The 24,464-nt window shown below is 73.8% G+C and carries 17 protein-coding genes and 1 pseudogene; 11 read left to right on the top strand and 7 right to left on the bottom strand.

Annotation, left to right across the window (positions count from 1 at the left end):
* Positions 1-204: 204 nt before the first annotated feature.
* Positions 205-870, top strand: a complete 666-nt coding sequence (locus ACRAS8_RS08270) for an isochorismatase family protein (RefSeq protein WP_438485287.1) — start codon at positions 205-207, stop codon at positions 868-870.
* Here ACRAS8_RS08270 and ACRAS8_RS08265 read toward each other — a convergent pair.
* Entirely contained in the window at positions 833-1,660 is an 828-nt protein-coding gene (locus ACRAS8_RS08265; protein WP_438485285.1) for a lipase family protein, read from the bottom strand. The two genes, ACRAS8_RS08270 and ACRAS8_RS08265, sit on opposite strands and share 38 nt — an antisense overlap.
* A 225-nt stretch (positions 1,661-1,885) precedes the next feature.
* Between ACRAS8_RS08265 and ACRAS8_RS08260 the strand changes: the two genes are divergently transcribed.
* The 6 genes from ACRAS8_RS08260 to ACRAS8_RS08235 all read left to right on the top strand — a co-directional run bounded on the left by ACRAS8_RS08260 (position 1,886) and on the right by ACRAS8_RS08235 (position 9,054).
* Positions 1,886-2,299: a hypothetical protein gene (locus ACRAS8_RS08260; RefSeq protein WP_438485283.1), complete on the top strand. Its 414-nt coding sequence runs from the start codon at positions 1,886-1,888 to the stop codon at positions 2,297-2,299.
* Positions 2,299-2,901: a 2Fe-2S iron-sulfur cluster-binding protein gene (locus ACRAS8_RS08255; protein WP_438485281.1), complete on the top strand. Its 603-nt coding sequence runs from the start codon at positions 2,299-2,301 to the stop codon at positions 2,899-2,901. Before ACRAS8_RS08260 ends, ACRAS8_RS08255 begins: the two co-directional genes overlap by 1 nt.
* A complete protein-coding gene (locus tag ACRAS8_RS08250) occupies positions 2,898-3,893 on the top strand; it encodes an FAD binding domain-containing protein (protein ID WP_438485279.1) in 996 nt (331 codons plus the stop codon). Before ACRAS8_RS08255 ends, ACRAS8_RS08250 begins: the two co-directional genes overlap by 4 nt.
* A gap of 32 nt (positions 3,894-3,925) precedes the next feature.
* Positions 3,926-6,073: a xanthine dehydrogenase family protein molybdopterin-binding subunit gene (locus ACRAS8_RS08245; RefSeq protein ID WP_438485277.1), complete on the top strand. Its 2,148-nt coding sequence runs from the start codon at positions 3,926-3,928 to the stop codon at positions 6,071-6,073.
* 157 nt (positions 6,074-6,230) lie between these two features.
* Positions 6,231-6,728 carry an ATP-binding protein gene (locus ACRAS8_RS08240; protein ID WP_438485274.1) on the top strand — a complete coding sequence of 166 codons (498 nt, stop codon included), beginning with the start codon at positions 6,231-6,233 and terminating at the stop codon, positions 6,726-6,728.
* A 268-nt stretch (positions 6,729-6,996) separates the two neighbouring features.
* Complete coding sequence (locus ACRAS8_RS08235; protein WP_438485272.1) at positions 6,997-9,054, top strand: phosphocholine-specific phospholipase C; 2,058 nt, start codon at positions 6,997-6,999, stop codon at positions 9,052-9,054.
* An 88-nt stretch (positions 9,055-9,142) separates the two neighbouring features.
* On the opposite strand, the gene ACRAS8_RS08230 is transcribed toward ACRAS8_RS08235, so the two are convergent.
* Both ACRAS8_RS08230 and ACRAS8_RS08225 read right to left on the bottom strand, forming a co-directional pair.
* Positions 9,143-10,318, bottom strand: a complete 1,176-nt coding sequence (locus ACRAS8_RS08230) for a L,D-transpeptidase (protein ID WP_438485270.1) — start codon at positions 10,316-10,318, stop codon at positions 9,143-9,145.
* Between the two features lie 149 nt (positions 10,319-10,467).
* On the bottom strand, positions 10,468-11,715 hold the full coding sequence (locus ACRAS8_RS08225; RefSeq protein WP_438485268.1) for a DUF6777 domain-containing protein: 1,248 nt from the start codon (positions 11,713-11,715) through the stop codon (positions 10,468-10,470).
* A gap of 211 nt (positions 11,716-11,926) precedes the next feature.
* On the opposite strand from ACRAS8_RS08225, the gene ACRAS8_RS08220 reads away from it, so the two are divergent.
* Positions 11,927-13,246, top strand: coding sequence for a streptophobe family protein (locus ACRAS8_RS08220; RefSeq protein ID WP_438485266.1), 1,320 nt, complete (start codon positions 11,927-11,929; stop codon positions 13,244-13,246).
* 107 nt (positions 13,247-13,353) lie between these two features.
* On the opposite strand, the gene ACRAS8_RS08215 is transcribed toward ACRAS8_RS08220, so the two are convergent.
* The 3 genes from ACRAS8_RS08215 to ACRAS8_RS08205 are packed head-to-tail and all read right to left on the bottom strand — an operon-like array spanning position 13,354 to position 17,488.
* Positions 13,354-14,445 carry a serine/threonine-protein kinase gene (locus tag ACRAS8_RS08215; protein WP_438485264.1) on the bottom strand — a complete coding sequence of 364 codons (1,092 nt, stop codon included), beginning with the start codon at positions 14,443-14,445 and terminating at the stop codon, positions 13,354-13,356.
* Positions 14,442-15,077 (bottom strand): hypothetical protein, encoded by a 636-nt coding sequence (locus ACRAS8_RS08210; RefSeq protein ID WP_438485262.1) that lies wholly within the window; start codon positions 15,075-15,077, stop codon positions 14,442-14,444. Before ACRAS8_RS08210 ends, ACRAS8_RS08215 begins: the two co-directional genes overlap by 4 nt.
* Before the next feature lie 59 nt (positions 15,078-15,136).
* Complete coding sequence (locus ACRAS8_RS08205; protein WP_438485260.1) at positions 15,137-17,488, bottom strand: FHA domain-containing protein; 2,352 nt, start codon at positions 17,486-17,488, stop codon at positions 15,137-15,139.
* Between the two features lie 240 nt (positions 17,489-17,728).
* On the opposite strand from ACRAS8_RS08205, the pseudogene ACRAS8_RS08200 reads away from it, so the two are divergent.
* A pseudogene (locus ACRAS8_RS08200) lies at positions 17,729-19,236 on the top strand (nucleobase:cation symporter-2 family protein).
* 91 nt (positions 19,237-19,327) lie between these two features.
* On the opposite strand, the gene ACRAS8_RS08195 reads toward ACRAS8_RS08200, so the two are convergent.
* Entirely contained in the window at positions 19,328-19,963 is a 636-nt protein-coding gene (locus ACRAS8_RS08195; RefSeq protein WP_438490383.1) for a transcriptional regulator, read from the bottom strand.
* Between the two features lie 858 nt (positions 19,964-20,821).
* Here ACRAS8_RS08195 and ACRAS8_RS08190 point away from each other — a divergent pair.
* Both ACRAS8_RS08190 and ACRAS8_RS08185 read left to right on the top strand, forming a co-directional pair.
* Positions 20,822-23,215 (top strand): glycosyltransferase, encoded by a 2,394-nt coding sequence (locus ACRAS8_RS08190; protein ID WP_438485258.1) that lies wholly within the window; start codon positions 20,822-20,824, stop codon positions 23,213-23,215.
* A complete protein-coding gene (locus tag ACRAS8_RS08185; protein ID WP_438485257.1) occupies positions 23,212-24,447 on the top strand; it encodes an acyltransferase family protein in 1,236 nt (411 codons plus the stop codon). Before ACRAS8_RS08190 ends, ACRAS8_RS08185 begins: the two co-directional genes overlap by 4 nt.
* Positions 24,448-24,464: the final 17 nt, after the last annotated feature.

Here is a 24,464-nt window from a genome sequence, read left to right as displayed (position 1 = left end):
GGTGGCCCTCCTCGACGTCGTCGCGGTGCGGTCGTGTGTGGTGCCCCACCGTCCGGACGTCCCGCGCACGGACGCGGCCTCTGTGCGGCCGTGGAGCACCTACGGATGATCCGCCGGGTCGATGCCTGTGGCAACTACGCGGGTGCGGCCGGAAGTCGTCCCGCCCGACCGGACCAGCGCCGCGGGGGCGCGATGATGGCCGGTATGACCGCAGCGCCGCCCGCTCCGCCGATCCGCCCCGTCCACGCGCTCTTCGTCGTCGACCTGCAAACCGCGTTCGTCACCGGAAAGGAGGCGGTCCCCGACGCGGAACGGGTCCTGGACCGCGCCCGCGACCTGCTCGCCCGGGCCCGCGCGGCCGGCGCCCTCGTCGTCCACCTCCAGAACGACGGCCCGCCCGGCAGCGTCGACGCCCCGCACACCCCCGGCTGGGAACTCCACCTGCCCGTCGGGTCCGGCCCGCGCGAGCACGTCGTCCGCAAGACCGAGGACGACGGCTTCGCCGGCACCCCGCTCGGCGCCCTGCTCACCGGCGCGGGCGCCACCGAACTGGCCGTGTGCGGGGTGCTCTCCGAGATGTGTGTGGCCGCCACCGCGCGGACCGCGCTGGCGCTGGGCCACCGCGTCGTCCTGCCGCACGACGCGCACGCCACCTACGACATCCCGGCCGCGCCCGGCATCAGCGGTGTCGTGCCGGCCGCGATGTCCTCCCGGGCCGCCGAGTGGGCCCTCGGCGACGAGGTCGAGATCGTCCCGCACGCCGCCGCCGTGCCCTTCACCGCCCCGCCCCTCCCGCCCGCCCCGCCCGCTCCCACCGCCTCCGGCCGTGGGCTCAGCCCCGCGGTGCCGCCGCCTTCTCCAGCGCGCTGACGTACGCGGTGATGAAGTGGTCCCGGATGCCGTCCGAGGCGGGGGCCAGCAGATCGGCGGTGAGGCCCCGGCCGCGGTCCAGCAGGCCGCCGAGCAGCGGCATGGTGTTGTGCACCGCGCCGCGGGAGTCGATGTAGCGCAGCGCGGAGACATGGCGGAAGACCGGCTCCGGGGGGAGCTGGGGGACGATGTCGTTGTTGTTGACGAAGCGGAACATCCGCTCGGCGAAGGCGGTGTTGAACTCCCGGGCCAGGGTCGGGTCGCAGGTGCGGGGCTGGCCGAAGGTGTAGACGCCGTCGGCGGTCAGCCGGGGGTCCTCGAAGTGGAGCCGGGCGCCGGCCAGCATCGCCAGCGCCCCGCCCAGGCTGTGGCCGGTGAAGTAGAGCGCCTGGCCGTCGTCCCGGAACTCCTTGAGCGCGGTGAGCAGCTGGGGCCAGACCGACTCCAGCGCCTCGGCGAAACCGTGGTGGACGGCGCCCCGGCCGCCCGGTCCTGGCCACGGCGGGGTGGTGGCGTCGGTCAGCCAGTCCCGCAGCTCGGCCGGTTCGGTGCCGCGGAACGCAGTGATGATCATGTGCTGCCCGCCGAGGGTGTACGCCTGGGTGTCCTGGAGCGGGAACGGCGGGCGGAACGCGGTGTGGTGGTGGCGCACCCGGTCGAACCCCCACCTTCGGGCCGCCTCCTCGATGGTCTGCTCGTCCTGGTACGCGAGCGCGGCGGCGCGCACCATGCACAGAGCCTGGCGGAGGCTGTAGCCGGTGGCCTGCTGGTCGACGGGGGAACTGGTCAACGGGTGCTCCTGGGAGATCGGGAGATGCGGACGGCGGGTACGGCTGGTGCGCGGTGCGACTACGGAGCGCACGCCTCGACTACACAAAGTAACGCCGCGGTGGTGCGACGAGCAGGTGCGCCCGTTTAAACCACTCGTTCGAGCCTCGGGTCGCACACACCGGGGCGCGGAGCGAGCCTGGAAGCGTCCGGAACCCCCGTCCGGCACCCACAGGAAGGGCCCACAGTGAACAGCGCGGAACACGCGTCACCCCCGGAACACGTATCGGCCGAAGTCGTGGTGGAGGTCGAGGGCTGCCGGACGGCGGACGCCCACGCCGTCTTCAGCGCCCTTCGCAGCGCCTTCCGCTCCGACCGCGCCGCGGACGACGTCCCCCAGGAGATGGCCGGGCCCGGCACGACGGTGTGGACCTCCACCGTCGACGTCAGCGAGCGCGGCGGCACGCCCGAGCCGCGGCGGCTGACCGCCCCCGTCACCGTCAGCCTCCAGGGCGGCTACTGGGCGGTGGACCAGCTGTGCGCCGGCCTGAAACCGGCCTTCGCCGTCACCGTCCTCGGCATGGCCGCCGGTGACCAGGAGAAGGAGGTCGAACTGCGGCTGGAGACGCTGCGGCAGACCGTCACGAAGGGCGCCCCCTGATGGCACCGGGGGAGGACCGCCCGGACGGCCCCGGACCCGGCACCGGCCCCCACCTGGTCAACGGCGGCCACTCCGCACTGACCCTCACCGTCAACGGCACCCCGCACACCCTCACCCTCGACCACCGCACCACCCTCCTGGACCTGCTCCGCGAACAACTCGGCCTCACGGGCGCCAAGAAGGGCTGCGACCACGGGCAGTGCGGCGCCTGCACCGTGCTGGTCGACGGGCGGCGCGCCAACAGCTGCCTGCTGCTGGCCGTGACGCTCGACGGCCGCCGGATCACCACCGTCGAGGGCCTCGCCGACGGCGACCGGCTGCACCCCCTCCAGGCCGCCTTCCTGGACCGCGACGCCCTCCAGTGCGGCTACTGCACCCCCGGCCAGATCTGCTCGGCCGCCGGCGTGCTGGCCGAAGCGGCCGCCGGCTTCCCCTCCCACGTCACACCGGAGTCCGCCCCGCCCGGGGAACCGGTGCCGCTCACCGCCGACGAGATCCGCGAGCGGATGAGCGGCAACCTCTGCCGCTGCGGCGCCTACCCCGGGATCGTCGCGGCGGTCGCCGACGCCGCGGCCGCCGGGGCCGAGGTGAGCGGCCGATGAGACCCTTCGGATACCTGCGGGCCGGCAGCGTCGACGAGGCGGTACGCGCGGCGGCCGGCCAGCCCGGCGCCCAGTTCCTCGCCGGCGGCACCAACCTCGTCGACCTGATGAAGCTCGGCGTGGAGTCCCCGCGCACCCTGATCGACGTGGGCCGGCTCCCGCTGGACCGCGTCGAGGAACTGCCCGGCGGCGGCCTGCGGATCGGCGCCATGGTCCGCGGCGCCGACCTCGCCGCGGCGCCCGCCGTCCGCGAGCGCTACCCCGCGCTGTCCCAGGCCCTGCTGGCCGGCGCCTCCGGGCAGCTCCGCAACGTCGCCACCACCGGCGGCAACCTCCTCCAGCGCACCCGCTGCAGCTACTTCCAGGACACCGCCAAGCCCTGCAACAAACGCGAGCCCGGCAGCGGCTGCCCGGCCCGCGAGGGCGCCCACCGCGACCTCGCCGTCCTCGGCCACTCCGCGCACTGCGTCGCCACCCAGCCCTCCGACATGGCGGTCGCCCTCGCCGCCCTGGACGCCACCGTGCGCCTGCACGGCCCCGAGGGCGAACGCACCGTCCCCGCCGCCGACTTCCACCGGCTGCCCGGCGACACCCCCGAACGGGACACCGAGATCCGGCTCGGCGAACTCCTCACCGCCGTCGACCTGCCGCCGCCCCGCCCCGGCGCCCGCTCCCGCTACCGCAAGGCCCGCGACCGCGCCTCGTTCGCCTTCGCCCTGGCCTCCGTCGCCGCCGTCCTCACCGTCCGCGACGGCTCCGTCGAACACGCCGCCCTCGCCTTCGGCGGACTCGCCCACCGCCCCTGGCGGGCCCGCGCCGCCGAGGCCGTGCTGCACGGCGCACCCGCCACCGAGGAGACCTTCGCCCGCGCCGCCGACGCCGAACTCGCCGCCGCCGCACCGCTGCGCGACAACGGCTTCAAGGTCCCGCTGGCGCACGCCCTCGCCGTCGGCGTGCTCACCGACCTCGCCGGACCCGCCGCCCACGGCTGACCCGCCCGCCCCCGACCGCAAGGACCCGCGCCATGAACCACCCCCCGGAACGGCCGGCGCCGAGCGACCCGCCGGCGAGCCCACCGCCGTACCCCCTGGGCGCCCCCCTGGTCCGCCGCGAGGGCCGTGAGAAGGTCACCGGCACCGCCCGCTACGCCGCCGAGCACACCCCGCCCGGCTGCGCCCACGCCTGGCCGGTGCCGGCCACCGTCGCCCGCGGCCGGATCACCGCCGTCGACACCGCCGCGGCGCTCGCCCTGCCCGGGGTGATCGCCGTCCTGACCCACGAGAACGCGCCCCGCCTGGCCTCCACCGACGACCCCACCCTCGCCGTGCTCCAGGAGGACCGCGTCCCGCACCGCGGCTGGTACGTCGCGCTCGCCGTCGCCGACACCCTGGAGGTCGCCCGGGACGCCGCCGAGGCCGTCCGCGTCACCTACGCCGAGGAGGACCACGACGTCCTCCTCACCGCGGACCACCCCCGGCTGTACGTGCCGGAGGAGGTCTTCGGCGGCCCCGGGGCCCGCGAACGCGGCGACTTCGACACGGCGTTCGCCGCCGCACCGGCGACCGTCGACGTCACCTACACCGTGCCGCCGCTGCACAACCACCCCATGGAGCCGCACGCCGCCACCGCCCGGTGGACGGACGGCCACCTCACCGTCCACGACTCCAGCCAGGGCTCCACCAGGGTCTGCGAGGAACTGGCCGCCCTCTTCAAACTCGGCACCGACGAGATCACCGTGCACTCCGAGCACGTCGGCGGCGGCTTCGGCTCCAAAGGGACGCCCCGCCCGCACGTCGTGCTCGCCGCGATGGCCGCCCGGCACACCGGCCGCCCCGTCAAACTCGCCCTGCCCCGCCGCCACATGGCAGGCATCGTCGGCCACCGCGCCCCCACGATCCAACGGGTGCGGATCGGCGCCGCCCGCGACGGCGTGATCACCGCCCTCGCCCACGAGAGCGTCACCCACACCTCCACCGTCACCGAGTTCGTCGAACAGGCCGCGGTCCCGGCCCGCGTCATGTACACCTCGCCGCACAGCCGCACCGTGCACCGCGTCGCCCCCCTCGACGTCCCCACCCCCTCCTGGATGCGCGCCCCCGGCGAGGCCCCCGGGATGTACGCCCTGGAGTCCGCCGTCGACGAACTCGCCGCCGTCCTGGACCTCGACCCCGTCGCACTGCGCCTGCGCAACGACCCCGCCACCGAACCGGACTCCGGCCGCCCCTTCAGCAGCCGCCACCTCGCCGACTGCCTCCGCGCCGGCGCCGACCGCTTCGGCTGGTCGTCCCGCGACCCGCGACCCGGCGTGCGCCGCGACGGCGACCTGCTGCTGGGCACCGGCGTCGCCGCGGCCACCTACCCCTTCCAGATCGCCGCCACCGACGCCGAGGCACACGCCGACCCCGACGGCGGCTACCGCATCCGGGTCAACGCCACCGACATCGGCACCGGCGCCCGCACCGTCCTCACCCAGATCGCCGCCGCCGCGCTCGGCGCCCCCGAGGACCGGGTCCGGGTCGACATCGGCAACAGCGACCTGCCGTCCGCCGTGCTCGCCGGCGGCTCCGCCGGCACCGGCTCCTGGGGCTGGGCCGTCCACAAGGCGTGCACCGCGCTGCGGGCCCGGCTCCGCGACCACGACGGGCCGCTCCCCGCCGAGGGGATCACGGTCGCCGAGGACACCCGCCGGGAGGCCGAGGAGCCGTCCCCGTACGCCCGGCACTCCTTCGGCGCGGTCTTCGCCGAGGTGCAGGTCGACACCCGCACCGGCGAGGTACGCGTCCGCCGCCTGCTCGGCCAGTACGCGGCCGGGCGGATCCTCAACCCCCGCACCGCACGCTCCCAGTTCGTCGGCGGCCTGACCATGGGCCTGGGCATGGCGCTCATGGAGGACAGCGCCCTGGACCCGGTCTTCGGCGACTTCACCGCCCGCGACCTGGCCGCGTACCACGTCCCGGCCTGCGCCGACGTGCGGGCCGTCGAGGCGCACTGGCTCGACGAGGAGGACCCGCACCTCAACCCCATGGGCAGCAAGGGCATCGGCGAGATCGGCATCGTCGGCACCCCGGCCGCGATCGGCAACGCGGTGTGGCACGCCACCGGCGCCCGGCTGCGCGAGCTGCCGCTGACACCGGACAAGGTCCTCGCCGCACTGGCCGCGCCGCTCACCTGAGAGCGGTCCGCCTCAAACGGACCTCCCGCGTTGCGGGCCCGGAACCCCCGGGTCAGCATGGCAGTCCACCCATACTGACGGTTGCTCACTCTTCGTGTTCGGGGTTCGTTGGTCCAACGAGGTGAAGGACGTGAGCCTCGCGGTGAGGAGCCACGACATGACACCACCCGGCGACCGGCACTACACGGTCGAACTGCACGTCTCGGCGGAGCGCGTCCCCCAGATCCGGCGCATCGTCGCCGCGCACCTGCGCCACTGGAACCTCGAACCGCAGATCCCGGCCGTGTGCGACGGGGTGGCGGAACTCCTGACCAACGTCCACCGCCATATCGGCCCCGACGCCCGCTGTGTGGTCGAACTCCGCCGGACCGGCCGCCACCTGACCGCCGCGGTCGCCGACCAGGGCCCCCGGCTGCCGCGGCTGGACAGCGCCGCCGGCGGCGGACTCGCCCGGATCGCCGCCCGCAACGACAGCTGGGGCACCTGCGGCACCCCCGACGGCAAGGTCGTCTGGTTCACCCGCCGCGTCGAAGCCGCCCGCACCGCCCCGTCCACCCCACCCGACCCCCTGCGCAGCGTCCCGGACGTGGTGCCGCCCCCGCCCGTCCCCCAGGAGCCCTTCCCCACGCCGCAGGAGCCCCTCCCCACGCCCTAGCCCCCGGCTCGGCACCGCCCACGGCCGGCGGGTCACGGTACAACCACCGTGACCCGCCGGCCGTTTGCCGTGCCCGGGCGCCTCCGGCCTGCGAGTTCGTCCTGCGTACCGCGAGGTGTCACCTCCGGGACATCCCCCCTTCCCGGACCCTCGTTCCTCTTGGAACACTCTGCTGACCGCTGTACCGCGGTATCCGAACGACCCCTTCCGCACCGCGCTCCCGATCCGACCGTCCGTCATCCCCCACCCACACGAGGTCCCCAGACACATGGCTGACATCAACCGCCGGCGCTTCCTCCAGATAGCCGGTGCCACCGCGGGCGCCACCGCCCTCTCCAGCAGCATCGCCCGCGCCGCCGCCATCCCCGCCCGGCGCAGCGCCGGCTCCATCAAGGACGTCGAGCACATCGTCGTCCTGATGCAGGAGAACCGCTCCTTCGACCACTACTTCGGCTCGCTGCGCGGCGTCCGCGGCTTCGGCGACCCGCGCCCGGTCACCCAGCCGAACGGCAAGTCCGTCTGGTACCAGGCCGACGGCGGCAAGGACGTACTGCCCTACCACCCCGACGCCGAGAACCTCGGGATGCAGTTCATCGAGGGCCTCAACCACGACTGGCACGGCGGCCACCAGGCATGGAACAACGGCCGGTACGACCAGTGGATCCCCGCCAAGGGCACCGGCACCATGGCGTACCTGACGCGCAAGGACATCCCCTTCCACTACGCGCTCGCCGACGCCTTCACCATCTGCGACGCCTACCACTGCTCGCTGATGAGCTCCACCGACCCCAACCGCTACTACATGTGGACCGGCTACGTCGGCAACGACGGCACCGGCGGCGGCCCGGTCGTCGGCAACGAGGAGGCCGGCTACGGCTGGACCACCTACCCCGAGCGCCTGGAGAAGGCCGGCGTCTCCTGGAAGATCTACCAGGACATCGGCGACGGCCTGGACGCGGCCGGCAAGTGGGGCTGGATCGACGACGCCTACCGCGGCACCTACGGCGACAACTCACTGCTCTTCTTCAACCAGTACCGCAACGCCAAGCCCGGCGACCCGCTCTACGACAAGGCCCGCACCGGCACCAACGCCAAGCAGGGCGATGGCTACTTCGACCAGCTCAAGGCCGACGTCAAGGCCGGCAAACTGCCCCAGATCTCCTGGATCGCGGCCCCCGAGGCGTTCTCCGAGCACCCCAACTGGCCCGCCAACTACGGCGCCTGGTACGTGTCCCAGGTCCTGGACGCGCTCACCTCCAACCCCGAGGTGTGGAGCAAAACCGCGCTGTTCATCACCTACGACGAGAACGACGGCTACTTCGACCACGTCGTCCCGCCGTTCCCGCCGGCCTCCGCCGACCAGGGCCGCTCCACCGTGGACACCGCCCTGGAGCACTTCCCCGGCAACGCCACCTACGCCGCCGGCCCCTACGGCCTGGGCCAGCGCGTCCCGATGCTGGTGGTCTCCCCCTGGAGCACCGGCGGCTACGTCTGTTCCGAGGTCTTCGACCACACCTCCGTGATCCGCTTCATGGAGCGCCGCTTCGGGGTCCACGAGCCCAACATCTCGCCCTGGCGCCGCGCGATCTGCGGCGACCTGACCTCCGCCTTCGACTTCTCCCTGGAGAACACCGAGCCGGCCTCGCTCCCGGACACCAAGGGCTACCAGCCGCCGGACCACGACCGGCACGACAGCTACCACCCCACGCCGCCCGCCACCCCCGTGCTGCCCAAGCAGGAGGCCGGTTCCCGCCCCAGCCGGCCGCTGCCCTACGTCCCGCTGACCGACGGCCGGGCCGATGTCGCCGGCGGCCGCTTCACCCTCACGTTCAGCGGCGGCGGCGCCGCCGGCGCCTGCTTCCTGGTCACCTCCGGCAACCGCACCGACGGCCCCTGGACGTACACCACCGAGGCCGGCAAGACCCTCTCCGACACCTGGAACACCGCCTACTCCAAGGGCAGTTACGACCTGACGGTGCACGGCCCCAACGGCTTCCTGCGCACCTTCCGGGGCCCCGGCAAGAAGCCGGTCCCCGAGGTGACCGCCCGCCACGACGCCGCCTCCGGCCGCCTGGAGCTGTCCTTCACCAACCCGGGCACCGCCCCCGCCCGCCTGACCGTCGCCAACACCTACGGCGGCGCCAAGCGGACCGTGCGGGTCGACCCCGGCGGCACCGTCACCCAGCGCGTGGACCTCACCGCGAGCAAGCGCTGGTACGACCTCACCATCACCGCCGACACCGACGCCGGCTTCCTGCGCCGCCTCGCCGGCCACGTCGAGACCGGCAAGCCCGGCGTCAGCGACCCGGCCCTGCACACCGCCTGACCGGCCGCACGCCACCCGGCCCGTACGCCGAACGCCGCCGCCCGGACGTCCCGGGTGGCGGCGCTTCGGTGGGGTGTGGCCGGTGTGGCTACTTCAGGGCGCTGCGCTGCTGCCACTGCTGCCAGGATTCCTGCCAGACCTCCAGGCCGTTGCCGACGTCGGTCTTCACGGTGCTGGAGGTGCCCTTCACCTCGACCGTGGAGCCGATGCTCAGGAAGTCGTACGCCTTCTTGGCGTCCGAGGTCGTCATGCCGAAGCAGCCGTGGCTGTTGTTGACCACGCCGATGGACTGGTTCCAGGGCGCGGAGTGCAGGAAGGTGCCGGAGGCGGTGAGGTGGGTGACCCACTTGGAGTCCAGCATCCACTGGTTGCCGTAGCCGATGGTGGCGGAGTCCATGGTCTCGGCGGCGTTCTTGCTGCGGACGGTATGGATGCCGCCGCGGGTGGGGGCCTCCGGGGAGCCCGCGGAGCCCTTGATCGTGTCGACCGGCTTGCCGTTCTCGTACAGGGTCATGCTGTGCGAGGGCACGTCGATGACGGCCTTGTGGTCGGCGCCGATCTTGAAGTCGAAGTCGTAGTCGCGCGTGAAGTAGCGGCCGCCGCCGGAATCTATCCCGCCCAGCGCGCCCCGCACGGAGACCTTGGTGCCGCTCGGCCAGTAGTCCTTGGGCCGCCAGTCGATCCGGTCCTTGCCGTCCCAGTCCCTGACCCAGCCCCAGGCGCCCTCCACCTTCGGCTGGCTGGTGACCTTCAGTGCCTTCTCGACCTCGGCGCGCTGGCTCTTGGCCACCTTGTGGTCGAACTTGATCGAGACCGGCATACCGGTGCCGACCGTCTGCCCGTTGCCCGGCGTGTTGGTGAGCTTGTTGACCTTCTCGGCCTGCTCGGTGGTGAACTTCGAGGTGGCCTCGGACTCCTTGCCGCCGGTGGACTTCGCCTTGGTGGTCACGGTGTAGGTGGTCTTCGGCCGGACCTTGCCCTCGGACGTCCATGACGCGCCGTCGGCGGTCAGGTGGCCCGGCACCTTCTCGCCCTTGTCGTCCTTGACGTCGACCGCGGTCAGCTTGCCCCCGTCCGCCTTGACGGATATCGGCGAGCCGAGCTTCGCGGCGTTGCCGCCGGCGGCCGGGGTGACGGTCACCTTGGCCGCCGGCTCCGCCGCCGTGGACGAGCCGGCGCCGGTCCCGCACGCGGTCAGCAGCAGCCCCGCCGCGAGGGCGGCGGGTATCAACCGGGCGGTGTGGCGACGTGTTCCGGCGTGCACGAGGGTCCCTCCAAAGCTGAACAACGGACAGCGGCGGTGCCACAGGCATCCGCCGCATATCCAGACGTTTTGTCCGCTTCAGAGGTTGTGCGGTGCATCGGTTTATTAGGACACGGTTCGATATCGAAGCCCGGAGGGCGCCGGGCGGGTCAGCCGGAGCCGGCCGGGGTGCCGGGAGACTCGCCCCCGCCGGGCGTACTGGGCTGCTCCGGTGAGGTGGGTCCGGGTGTGGGCTGCGAGGGGGGCGAGGGGCTGCCCGGCGTCGAGCCGGGACCCGACGGGGACTCCGGCGAGGTGCTGCCCGGCGACTGCGGGGACGACGGCGTCGTGCTTCCCGGCGAACCGGAGGAGGACCCGGGGGAGGGCGAGGTCGACGGGGGCGGGGAGAACGGCGAGGTGGACGGCGGCGGCGCCGGCTGGTCCGTACTGCCGTCGCTGCCGCACGGGCGGGTGAAGTACTGCCCGGTGTCCGGGTCCTTGAGGACGAACTTCTTCACCGGCTTCGGCGCCTGCTGCACGGTCACCACGTTGGCGGTCCGGAACCCCGGCCAGGGCTTTCCCTGGATTGTCAGGCCCTTGCCGCCGGTGGCCGCCGGCGGCGTCAGCGGGTTTCCGCAGATGCAGCGCACCCGCGGCACCCCGAGCGCGTCCACCAGCACCGCCGTGCCCGCCTGGAGCACTGCCTGGAAGTCGGTGGCCTTGCCGTCCTGGTAGCCGTGGTTGGTGACCCAGGTGTCGACCTGCAGCTGTACGGGGGTCAGGGACCGCAGATACGCCGGCAGCTCCTCGGTGCTCTTCCCCACCACCCCGGCGAACGCCCGCGCCTTGTCCGGGTTGTCCCGGAGGTAGCGGATCTGCTTCTCGACGTCGCAGCTGGCCTTGGACTGGCTGCCGCCGTACAGGCCGGGCGCCGCCCCCGACACGCTGGTGGCCTGGTGGTCGCCGCGCGGCGCGACGGACGGGGTGGCCGTCGGGGACGCGGTGCCGTCCTCGTTCACCGTGGTGCCGGTATACGGGGACGGGCCCGACGCGCCGGCCGGCTCCAGGACCAGCTGGCCCGCGCTTCCGCCGCCGCCCAAGCGGGGCAGCACCACCGCGAGGATCACGGCCACGACCACCGCGGCCGTGGCGAGCGCGATCCGCGGCGCCGACCGCCACCAGGGCCGGCGCGGCCCGGGGGGCTCGCCGCCCGGTTCACCCCGGCCACGGTCGCCGCCTCCCCCGTCCCCGCCGCCCCCTTCGCGGCCTCCGCCGCCGGTGTCGTCCGGCGAAGGGGTCGGCCGCCAGGGTTGGGTCCGTGGGTGGGAGGGCTCGGTGGGGCGGTCGGAGAGCGGACCGGACGGCGGGCCGGTCGGCTCGCTTCCCGGCTGGTCGTCCGGTGGCGGTGAAGATGTCACGGGGTCCCTCTTCCCGGCGTGCTCGGGCCGTCGGGCGCGGCGAACTACGCCCGGATTTGCGGCTTAACAGCCATATGTAGGCATATGCGGCTGGTTCATTGTGTGCTCAGGTCGGGCGCGCTCCGCAAGCGGGGCGGCACGGAACGTGCGTACCGTGGCCGGGACGGCGCCTCGGCCCCGCGCCCGGCACGAGACCCCGCAGGAGGCAGTCGTGAGCCAGACGCCCGGCCCGGCGGCGGCCGGCCCGGAGAACCCGTCCTCCCACGGTGTCCCGGTGGCCCTGCGCCACTGGGGCGAGGCGCTCGGCGCCGCCCTGGCGGGCCTGGTGACCATGGCCGTGACCGCCGCGCTCGGCCTGTGGGCGGCGGGCGCGGCCGGCCTGCCGGCGGGCGCCTTCCCTTCGGTCGTCGCGGCCGCCGTCATCGCCGCGGCCGGTGGCTCGCTGGACGCGACCGGGGACGCCGGGATCATCGCCGAGGCCCACGCCGCCGTGGACGCCGTCCCGCTGTCGGTGACCCTCGCCGGCGCCCTGGTCACCGCCGCGGTCTTCCTGCGTCCGCTGCGGCACCGCGCGGTCGCGCCGACCGGCGAACTCCTCGGCCGGATCGCCCGGACGGCGGGGTGCTGGCTGGTCCTGCTGTGGCTGATCGCGCTCGCCGCCCGCCACAGCTTCACCGTCACCGTCGGCAACGACCTCGCCGACCGGATCGGCGCCCTCCTGGGCAGCACCCCCACCGTCGGCTTCCGCGCCGACGTCCCGGCCACCCTCGGCTACGGCCTGCTGTGGGTGCTCGCCATACTGGTGCTGGCCTTCCTCGTCTCCCGCGGGGCGCCGCTCTCCTCCCGGCTGCTGCGCTTCCAGGACTCGGTCCGCCCGCCCGCCCACGCGATGCTGCTGACCCTGCTGGTCTACGCCGGGCTCGGGCTGCTGGTCGGGATCGCCGAGCTGATCACCCGCGGCGACCCGGCCCGGACCCTCGCGGTGATCCTGCTCGGCCTGCCCAACCTCGCCTGGCTCGCGCTGGGCATCGGCACCGGCGGCGCCTGGACCGGCCATGTCGACAAGGCCCTCGGACTGCCGATGCCGCACGCCCTGCAGGAGGTGCTGGGGCACCGCGGGGCGCACACCGTCGACCTGGGCTCGCTCGGCGCCGAGGACGGGCGGGTCCGGCTGCTGGTCGCGGTGGCCGCGGTGGTGCTGCTCGGCGCCGCGTTCGCCGCGGCGGTCCGCGCCCCGGCCCGAACGCCCCTGTGGCGGCACGCCGTGGAGATGGCGGTGGCGCTGGCGCTGACCCTCCTCGTCGTCGGGCTGCTCACCCGGATCGACGCCCACTACGGGCTCTCCCTGATCGGCGTCGGCGACCTCGGCGGCGACCTGGGCGGCGCGGTGACGCTGCGGCCGCAGCTGTGGCGGCTGGTGGGGGTGGGCGCCGCCTGGGGCCTGGTCACCGGCCTCGCCGGCGGCCTCGCGGCGCGCCGGGTCCGCCACCCGGGCCGGCTCCGCGGCGCCCGCCCGCCGGGCGGCTCCTGACGACAGGACTCCCGACTGACTGGGCTGGGCCCCTGACTGGGCCGGGCCCCTGACGACCGGACTCCCGGCCGCAGGACCGGGCCCGGCCGTCGGCCCACGCCCCCGGCCTACGCCCCGGCCGACCTACGCCCCCGCCCGCCGGACACCGGGAACACCGGCAGCGCCCAACTCGGGGGCGGCGGGGGAGCGTTACCCCGCGCGGTCCCGCGGTCCGCCCCGCCGACCGGGACGTCCGGCCGGGTCCGGGCCGGCTCCGCCGGCGACACCCCCGCCGCCCCGGTCCGCCCGGCCACCCGCAGTGCCGCCACGAACTCCCGGCAGGTCCCGTACCGCTCCTCCGGCGCCTTGGCCAGCGCGCGGGCGAACACCGCGTCCACCGCCGGCGGAAGGTCGGTCCGGGCACCGCTGGGCGCCGGCGGCGCCTGGTGCAGATGGGCGCCGAGCAGCGCCCGGTCGTCGTCGCGGACGAACGGCGGCGTCCCGGCCAGCATCTCGTAGGTCACGCAGGCCAGCCCGTAGACGTCGCAGCGGCCGTCCACCGGGCGCCCGGCGATCTGCTCGGGCGCCACGTAGTCCAGCGTCCCGATGAACTGGCCGACGCTGGTGAAGCCGGTCAGCGACAGCGACTTCTTCATCAGCCCGAAGTCGGTCAGATACACGTGCTCGGGCCGGTCGCTGTCGGTGCCCTCGGCGATCAGCACATTGCCGGGCTTGACGTCGCGGTGCACCAGGTCGCGGGCGTGCGCCGCGTCCAGCGCGGACGCCACCTGGCCGGCGATCCGGCAGGCGGTCGCCAGCGGCAGCCGGCCCTCGGAGTCCAGCAGCGCCCGCAGATCGCGGCCCGCGACGTAGCGCATCGCGATGTAGAGGAGCCCGTCGGCCTCCCCGGCCTCGAAGACGGGCACGATGTGCGGATGGTCGAGTGACGCGGCCACCCGCGACTCGTACACGAAGCGCTTACGGAAGGTGTCGTTCCGGGCGAGCTCGGGCGCCAGCAGCTTCACTGCCACGGTCCGGCCCAGCCGCAGGTCCTCGGCCTTGTAGACCACCGCCATCCCGCCCCGGCCGATCTCCTCCCCGAGCAGGTACCCGGCGATCCGCCGGCCGCGCAGCCCGCCCGAGTCCGGCACCGGCGACCGCTCCCCGGGCCGGGCGTCCGCCGGCTCACCGGCCCGCTCGCCGCCCGGCCACCCGGTCACGTCCGGTCACCCGGCCCGCCGGGCGGCGGGAACGGCGGCGGGAACTCCGCCTCCCCGGGCAGCCCGCCCCCGCCCCGCGCACTCCTCGCGTCCCCCGCGTCTGCCGCCCCGGCCTCCCCCGTGCCGGCCTCCTCCGCCCCGTCCGTCGAGGGCTCGTCCGTCACGGCGAACGTCACCAGCGACGCCCCGTCGCAGAAGCACCACCGCTCGTGCCGCGCGTCGTACAGCCACACCGCGTCGCCGTCCACCACCGCCCCGATCCGCGTCCCGCGCGTCCGCTCCGCGAACGCCTCCCGGTCCAGCCGCCCGGCCAGCAACTCCTCGACCCCCTGCCGGTAGCGGGCCAGCGCGTCCTCGGCGGCGGCCAGCAGCGGGCGGGGGTCCGCGGTCCGGGCGGTGGGCTGCCCGGCGGCCGGCGGGCCGTGCGGCACCGCCAGCAGCCGCCGCCCGTCCACCCACGCCGACCAGCCGTTGGAGCACCGCGCCAGCGCCCAGTCGCCGCGCCGCCGGACGACCTGGACGGGCAGCAGCGGATCGAGCGGCACCAGCGGACGGGTACCATCGGGCGCCGCCCACGTCGGCATCCCGTCCGGCGGGACGACATGGCTGGGGCGGAAGTCCGGCGCGGTCACAGGCGGCTCCTCGACGCTTCTCGCGCACGGCCCGGCGCCGTACGCACCGACGGTCCCGGCTAACGGCGCATGACCTCGGGCTCATGGCGCCGCAGCAGCCGCAGGACCAGGAAGCCGCACACCGCCGACAGCACCACCAGCATCCCCATGTCCAGCAGCCAGGGGCCCACCGCATGCCGGAGCAGCGGGTCCCCGGTCAGCGGTTGCGGCGGCAGGATCCGGTGCAGGTCGACGGTGCCCGCCATGGCCGCGAGCGCCCAGCGGGACGGCACCAGCCACGACACCTGCTCCAGCACCGGCGTGCCGCGCAGCGAGCGCAGCGCCCCGCAGAACACCACCTGCACGAGGGCGAGGAGCACCAGCAGCGGCATGGTGACCTCCTCCTTGCGCACCAGCGCCGACACCAGCAGCCCCAGCATCATCGCGGTGAACGCCAACAGCGCCACCGCCAGGGCGATTTCGAGCAGCGGCGGCATCAGCACCCCGGCGCCGCCCGGCGCCCCGAGCCCCACCCCGAACAGCGCGACCACCGTCAGCACCACCGCCTGGACCACCGTGACCGTCCCCAGCACCAGCACCTTCGACATCAGGTACGCCGACCGGGACAGCCCCACCGCCCGCTCCCGCTGGTAGATCACCCGCTCCTTGACCAGCTCGCGCACCGCGTTGGCGGCCCCCGTGAGCACCGCGCCCACGCACAGGATCAGCAGCACGTTCGTCGCCGTGCCCGCGGCCAGCTTCCCGCCGCTCAGGCCGTGCGCCATCGCCCCCATCACGAAGGGCAGCGCCACCATGATGACCAGGAACGTCCGGTCCGAGGACAGCGCCGCCGCGTACCGCCGCACCAGCGTCCACAGCTGCGCGCCCCAGCGCCGGGTCGGCGGCGGCGCGGCCACCCCGGCCCGCGGCACCGGCGGCGCGGGCGGCTGCCGGCTCTCCCCGGTGACATACCGCCCGTACAGCGGCGAGGCCCGGAACTCCCCGTCCCAGTCCCGCCCGCGGTCGTTCTCGAACGCCTCGAACGCCTCCGGCCACTGCCCGAACCCGAAGTACGGCAGCGCCTCCTCCGGCGGCCCGTAGTACGCGAGCGTGCCGCCCGGCGCCAGCACCAGCAGCCGGTCGCAGACGTCCAGGCTCAGCACGCTGTGGGTGACCACGATGACGGTGCGGCCGTCGTCGGCCAGCCCGCGCAGCATGTGCATCACCGACCGGTCCATCCCCGGATCGAGGCCCGAGGTCGGCTCGTCGAGGAAGAGCAGCGACGGTTTGGTCAGCAGCTCCAGCGCCACGCTGACACGCTTGCGCTGCCCGCCGGAGAGCTTGTGGATCGGCAGCCCGGCCCGCTCGCCCAGGCCGAGTTCGCCGATCACCTCCCCGACCCGGGCGGCCCGCTCGGCCGGCGCGGTGTCCTCGGGGAACCGCAGCTCCGCGGCGTAGCCCAGCGCCCGGCGGACCTTCAGCTGGGTGTGCAGGATGTCGTCCTGCGGCACCAGTCCGATGCGCCGGCGCAGCTCGGCGTAGTCCCGGTAGAGGTCCCGGCCGTCGTAGAGCACGGTGCCCTCGTCGGCGGGCCGCAGCCCGGTCAGCGCGTTCAGCAGCGTCGACTTGCCCACGCCGCTGGGGCCGATCACGGCCAGCAGCGACTTCTCACCCACCGGGAACGACACCCCGCCCAGCAGCGTCCGGCGCGCGGTGCCCCTGCCGACCCGGACGGACAGCCGCTGCACGTCCAGCGAGACCTCGCCGGTGTCGACGTACTCCTGGAGCCGGTCGTCGACGAGGACGAAGGAGGAGTGGCCGATGCCGATGATGTCGCCGGGCCGCACCGGGGCGACCTCGACCGGACGGCCGTTGAGATAGGTGCCGTTGTGGCTGCCGAGGTCCGCGATGAGGTAGCCGTCCGGGCCGGAGCGGAGTTCGGCGTGCCGGCGGGAGACCGCGAGGTCGGCCACGACCAGGTCGTTGTCGGCGGCCCGGCCGATGCGGGTGGTGCGGGCCGGCGGCAGCGGCCGGACCGTGCTGGGGCGCCGGAAGGTGTGGGTGGCCGCCGGACGCGACACCGACGACGGCCGGCCGGCGCTCGTCGGGCGGGGGACGCCGGTGAGCACCGCGCACGGCCCGTCGGCCGGATTCCCGAAGCGGATCACGCTCCCCGGTCCGACCCCGGACCGCGACACCCGATGCCCGTCCGTGTACGTACCGTTCGTGCTGCCCTCGTCCTCCACCAGCCAGTGGCCCCCGGAGGCCCGGAGCACCGCGTGGTGCCACGACACCCGGTCGTCGCGGAACACCAGCTCGCTGTGCGGGTCCCGGCCGACGTGGTAGTCATGGCCCGGACTCATCACCTGGCTGACACCGCCGGACTCCACGAGGAGCTCGGGCGCACGGGACGCATCCGGCCGCTCAGCCATATTCCAGATTTTACGGCGCATTCCTCGCCGTCGCCCCTGGCTGGTCGCGCGGAGCGGCAGAGGTCAACTAGTGTGAGCGCCCCGACGAGCCCGCACCTGCGCAATTCCACGGAATTACCGGACTTCGGTCCGCTGAGCAAAGGATGCCCCGGCGAACCGGGACGTACCGCACTTGCAGGGCAACGCACCACAGGGCCCGGGTTCCTTCTTATTCACCTACCTCATGAAGGCAAGGCAGAGATGGCACGACTCGCGCGACAATCGTCTCGGCAGTTTCCCCGGCAGCGGGCCCATCCCGTCGACGAGGTGCTGCCGTTCGGCAAACTCGCCCTCTACGGCTTCCAGCACGTCCTGGCCTTCTACGCGGCCGCCGTCATCGTCCCGATCATGCTCGGCAACGCCCTCGGACTGTCCCGCGAGGAACTCGTCTACCTCATCAACGCAGACCTGCTGACCTGCGGAATCGCCTCCATCATCCAGGCGTTCGGGATATGGAGAATAGGCGCCCGGATGCCCCTCGTCCAGGGCGTCACCTTCACCGCGGTCTCCCCGATGATCGCCATCGGACTGGGCGCCGGCGGCGGCACCGCCGGACTTCTGGTGGTCTACGGCGCGGTCATCACCGCAGGAATCGCCACTTTCCTTTTCGCCCCGTTCTTCAGCAAATTGGTGAAGTATTTCCCGCCGGTCGTCATCGGCACGATTCTCACCATCATCGGCCTGACCCTCATCCCGCAGGCACTCCAGGACGCGGCCGGCGGAGCGCAGTTGGCCGGCAAGCCGGAATTCGGCGACCTGAAGAACCTCGGATACGCGCTGGGCACCCTGCTGTTCATTCTCGCGATCGTGCGGATCGGCAAGCCGCTGCTGAGCAGCATCGCGGTACTGCTCGGACTCGTCGGCGGAACGTCCGTCGCCTGGCTGCTCGGTGACGTCGATTTCAGTGGCGTGGGTCAGACCGGTTGGTTCGGCGTCAGCACTCCGTTCCATTACGGAATGCCCAGGTTCGAGCCGTTCCCGATCCTCGCGATGATCGTCGTCATGCTGATCACGATGGTGGAGACCACCGGCGACGTCTACGCCATCGGCGAGATCACCGGCAAGCAGGTCGGCAACGACACCGTCGCCCGGGCGCTGCGCGCCGACGGCGTCGCCACCGTCCTCGGCGGCATCTTCAACTCCTTCCCGTATGTGGCCTTCGCCGAGAACATCGGCCTGGTGCGGATGTCACGGGTGATGAGCCGGTTCGTGGTGGTCGCGGCCGGCGGCTTCATGATCGTGCTGGGGCTGGTGCCCAAGGCCGGCTCGGTGGTCGCCGCGATCCCGCACCCGGTGCTCGGTGGTGCCGCGCTCTCCATGTTCGGCATGGTCGCCGCGGTCGGCGTCCAGATCCTCGGCAAGGTGGACCTGCGCGAGGAGCGCAACGCCCTGATCCTGGCGGTGAGTCTGGGCGCCTCGTTCCTGCCCACCGCGGTCGCGCCGTTCTTCGAGCGGATGCCGCAGGGCGTCCGGGCGGTCTCGACTCCGGCATCACCCTGGGCGGACTGACCGCCATCGCGCTGAACCTGATCTTCAACGTCTTCACCCGTCGCAGGTCGGTGGAGATCGACTGGGACGAGTTCGCGGAGGACGAGCCCGAGGAGGCGGCCGTGGCCACGGCGGCCGCGGACGGCCCGGCACCGGACGGCCCGCCGCCGCACTCCCCGAACGCCTACGGCCCGGGCGCCTACGGACCGAACGCCTACTGACCGCGCCGCACACCGCACACCGCGGCGCACCGACCCTCGGCCGTTCGGCGGGCCGGGCCCACCACCGGTCCCGCCCCGCCGAACGGCCGTGTCAGTGCACCGAGTTGAACGGCGGCGCCTCGCCCGCCTCCCCGATCAGCTCCCAGAAGTGGTCCACCAGCCGCCGCAGATACGCCGACCGCTCGGCCGCGATCTCCTTCAGCCGGGCATCGGCGTTCCGCGCCACCACATGCCCCATGTACCGCTCGGAGAAGTCCGCGAACTCCGCGTGCATGGTGCGCAGCGCGTCGCCCACCCGCGTCCGGTTCAGCGTGGTGATCTCGGTGACCGGCGCGACATGCGGCTTCCAGCGGCCCTCGATGGCCGCCCGCAGATGCCCGGCCAGCTCCTCGACCTGCCCCATCACCCCGATCAGCGTGCGCAGCGACAGTCCCAGCGCCTCCACCAGCGCCTTGGTCTGCCGGTAGTCGCCGGGCCACTCGTTGGCCGCCTCCGCCGCGTGGTACGCCTCCGGGGTCATCCCGACCAGCTGTGCCAGCCGCTCCCCGCTCAGCTGCCGGGCCAGCCGGTGCTCCAGCAGCGTCCGCGGCTCCACCCCCATCAGCACCGCCGCCGGACACCACAGCACATCCGCCAGGGCGAACAACTGCGGCTCGGTGGGCAGCAGGGAGCCGTACTCCCACGCCTCGATCACCTCGGGGCGCACCGGCGCGCCGCACGCCGTCATGGACTGGGCGACCTGACGCGTGGTCAGACCCACGCGGGCCCGCGCGGAGCGAGCCTGAGCGGGAGAGAACGGAACGCTGTTCACGTACGCGACACCTCGCTGCACCCGGTGAGCAGGGGGTGCTGGGGGAGGAGAAAGGGAGCGGACATGGAGGAACATCCAGGAGCGGGCAGATTAACAGATCGGCCAGACGTACGAACCTCCAGTGCGTATCTCCTCACCGGGTATGGCCGATGTGCCGGTATCTGCCAGGCGGTTGGCGGCAGTTGGGATCGTCGCGAGGGCGGGACGTAATGAAGGCGTTACGTGGATGACGGTGCCGCGTCACAGTGGTCGCGGAGGCTTGGCGGGTGCCGACGGCCTTGCCGAGCGGGGCCCGTCGGTGTACACCAGACATCCGGTCCTCCCCCCACGATCCGATCAGGATGGGACCCTTCCTATGCGATACGCGCTCGACCGCCCCCGCGCGGTCCGATGCCTGCCGTCCGCCGTGCCGCCCGCCGGGGCCGCGTGCCGCTGTGCCGCCGTCCCTTCCGTCGAGAGAAGACGCAGCCCGGCGCACCCTGTTCAGCTGTCATGCATCTGACAATCGGTTGCGCGTCGCCGGCCCTCGCCTCCGAGCGCCACCCGACGCCCGCCTGATCGTCACCCTCCCCGCATCGCGCGCGCCATGGAGCCGCCGGCGCCCCCACCGCCGGCCACCCGGCATGCCCAACTCGCCGCCGCACAGGGGCGGTTGCTCCGCCCTGTCCGCGCGGCCACCGGGCCAGGACCGCCCCGAGGAGCCCCGACCGGCTCCCGGCCCCGGGCCCCGCCGCCGGCCTCCGCGTGCCCCGCAGCCAGAAAGGACCACCTCAGGTGCTCACTTCGCACCACGCACACTCCCAGGGCGGCTCACCCACGGCCCTGCTCGGCGGCACGGACCACCCCACCCCCACCGCCCCCCAGCCCGCCGGTCACGTCCTCGTCGTCGGTACCCCAGGCCCCCGTCTGGAACGCCTCACCCACACCCTTCGCACCACCGGACACGACGTCACCCACGCACCGCCCGGCGAAGCCGGCCGCCGCCTCCACCAGGCGCCCCCGGACGCCGTCGTCGCCCTCGACGAACCGGCCGCCGGGCACGCCGGCGCCGACGTCATCCGCGAAGTCCGCACCGTCCCCGCCGGACGTGCCCTGCCGCTCCTCATGGTCACCGGCGCCCCCGGCCCCGCCGGCGTCGCCGACCTGCTCCGCCGGGGAGCCGACGACTGCATATCCGAGGCATCCGACCCCGACGAACTCTCCGCCCGCATCGAGGCCAAGCTCCGCCGCGTCCCGGTCCCCGTCGAGCACCTGCTCCGCGACCCGCGCACCGGCCTGTACTCCCGGCCCCACTTCCTCGACGAACTCGACCGCGAACTCAAGCGCCCGGACGCCGCCCGGCACCACGGCGTCCTCGCCGTCATAGCGGTCGCCGAGCTCGCCGCCCTGGAGGAACGGCTCGGCCCCCGGGTCCGCCGCGAGATCGCCGAACGGCTGGCCGGCGTCGCCGAAAGACTCGGCGGCGCCTGCGACCGGCTCGGCCGCGACGACGACGGCCACCTGCTGATGCTGCTCCCCGGCATCGACGAGGAGACCGCCGTACGCGGCCTGAGCGCCCTCGCCACCGCCGCCGCCGGCACCCGCTTCGTCGTCGCCGACGAGAACGTCCGCCTCACCCCCGCCGTCGGCTGGCTCCCGCTCGCCGAGGCCGCCGACGCCGCCGACGCCGTCGACCGGGCCCGCGACGCGGCCCGCGAGGCGCTCCGCCACCGCGACCTGCGCCCCGTCCGCCACGCCCCCTGGATGCGCGGCACCCCCGGCCGCCACCGCCGGCCCCCGCTGCGCGCCCTGCTCCGCCCCGCGCTCTCCGCGCTCTCTCCGGTCCTGGCGTTACTCCTGGGCATCGGCGTGCCGTTCGTCCTCTACCGGCAGGCGTACCTGGCCGGCTGGGACCTCGGCTCCGGCATGTACTGGGCGGTGGTCGCCGGACTGGTGCTCTCCGCGCTGCTGATCATCCTCGAATGCCTCTACGCGCTGGACGCGCCGGCCCGTCCGCAACGGCCCGGCGCCCCCTACCCGCCGGCCAGCGCGGTGATCGCCGCGTACCTCCCCAACGAGGCCGCCACCATCGTCGACACCGTCGAGTCGTTCCTGCGTCAGGAGTACCCCGGCGAGCTGGAGATCGTCCTCGCCTACAACACCCCGCACCCGCTCCCCGTCGAGGGCACCCTCCGCGAGATTGCCGCCCGCGACCCCCGTCTCGTCCTCCTGCCCGTCGCCGGCAGCACCTCCAAGGCCCAGAACGTCAACGCCGCCGTCACCCGCGTCCGCGGCGAGTTCGTCGGCATCTTCGACGCCGACCACCACCCCGCCCCGCACGCCTTCCGGCACGCCTGGCACTGGCTCTCCCACGGCTACGACGTCGTCCAGGGCCACTGCGTCGTCCGCAACGGCGACAGCTCCCGCATCGCCCGGCTCGTCGCCGTCGAGTTCGAGGCGATCTACGCCGTCAGCCACCCCGGCCGCACCCGGCTGTACGGCTTCGGCGTCTTCGGCGGCTCCAACGGCTTCTGGCGCACCGACCTGCTCGCCCGCACCCGGATGCACGGCTCCATGCTCACCGAGGACATCGACTCCACCCTGCGCACCCTCACCGCGGGCGCCCGGATCGCCGTCGACCGCACCCTGATCTCCCGCGAACTGGCCCCCACCACCCTTACCGCCCTGTGGAACCAGCGCTCCCGCTGGGCCCAGGGCTGGCTCCAGGTCTCCCTCAAGCACCTCCGGAACGGGCTGCGTTCGCCGCTCCTGACGTTACGTCAGAAGTTCGGGCTGCTGGTCCTGCTGGGCTGGCGCGAGATCCAGCCCTGGCTGACCCTCCAGATCCTGCCGATCCTGCTCTACGCCGGCTGGAAGGCCGGCGGCATCCAGCACCTCGACTGGGCCGTACCGGTCTGCGTGCTCGCCCTGCTCCTCACCCTCGCCGCCGGCCCCGTCCAGGCCCTCTTCGCCTGGCGCCTGGCCGTCCCCGAACTCCGCGCCCGCCGCCGCTGGTTCTGGTCCTATCTCCTGGTCTCGACCGTCTTCTACAGCCACTTCAAGAACATGATCGCCCGCCAGTCCCACCTCAAGGAGGCCCTCGGCGACCGCCAGTGGCGGGTCACCCCGCGCACCCGGACGGCCGGTCAGACGGCCGGGGAGAAGGCCGGGGCGGTGGCCCGCCGATGACAACCGCCACCACCCCGACCACCCGGCCCCGCACACCGGAAAGCCGGGAGAAGCCCCCGAGCCGCCGCGCCGGCGACATCGACAGCTTCCGCGGACTCGCCGCACTCAGCACCGTCGCCTTCCACGTCCGCCAGGAGTACACCGTCTACGACGCCCAGGGCACCCACCCGCCCATCGACACCCCCGGCGTCGACGCGCTCTTCTCCTTCGAGGCCCTCGACCTCTTCTTCGTCCTCTCCGCCTTCCTCCTCACCTCCTCCTACGCGCGGGCCGCGATCGACGGCGGCTCCACCCGTCCGGCCCGCGCCTTCCTCTTCCGCCGCGCCATCCGCATCCTCCCGCTCTACGTCCTCGCCATCCTCGTCATCTGGGCCACCCGCAACCCCACCCTCCCCGGCGACTGGCGGGACCTCGCCGAACACCTCACCTTCACCCACGTCTTCGACCAGGAGCGGATCTTCTACACCCTCGGCCCCACCTGGTCACTCTCCCTGGAGGTGCTCTTCTACCTCGTCCTCGCCGGCCTCGGCCCGCTCGCGGTACGCGCCTGCCGGCCGCTGCGCCGTCGCGGCAGCCGGGTCGCGGTCTGCGCGGCCGGCTGCCTGCTCCTCTACGCCGCCCCGCTCGCCTGGATCACGTACGCGCACTACGGCCTCGGCGTCCCGCACACCGACTGGGTGGCCTACTTCGGCCCGCAGGCCCGCTTCGGAGGCTTCGCGGCCGGCATGGGACTGGCGGTGGCCCGCGCCGCCCTCGGCGACCGGGCCCGCCTCACCCGGCGCACCGCCCTGCCCCTCACCGCCCTCACCCTGGCCGGCCTCTTCTGCCTCTCCCTCCTCTCCCGCCAGTCCGGCCCGGAGGGCTTCACCACCACCTACTACCACCCGCTCGCTTCCGCCCTGTGGATGCTGCTGCTCTTCAGCACCTTCCACATCCGCCAACTGACCTTCTGGAACCGCCTTCTGACGGCACGTTGGCTCACCCTCGTCGGCCTGGTCAGCTACAGCCTCTTCATCTGGCACGAGCCGGTCATGCTCCTGCTCCACAACGCCGGCCTGCTGCCCGAGGGCGCCGCCGGCTTCCCCCGGGCCCTGCTGATCGTCCTCCTCGCCGCCCTGCTCGCGGCGACGGCCAGCTACTGGCTCATCGAATACCCGGCGAGCCTGCTCGGCCGCCTCAAGGACAACCAGGGCCGCCCCCGGGACTTCTATCCGGAACCCGCCCTCCGCTGACGGCTCGCGCGAGAAAC

It is taken from the genome of Streptomyces sp. S186 (assembly GCF_051603415.1).
In the GTDB taxonomy this organism is placed as follows: Bacteria; Actinomycetota; Actinomycetes; order Streptomycetales; family Streptomycetaceae; genus Streptomyces.
Note: the sequence above shows the minus strand (reverse complement) of the source record. Positions and strands in the feature narration are given on the sequence as shown.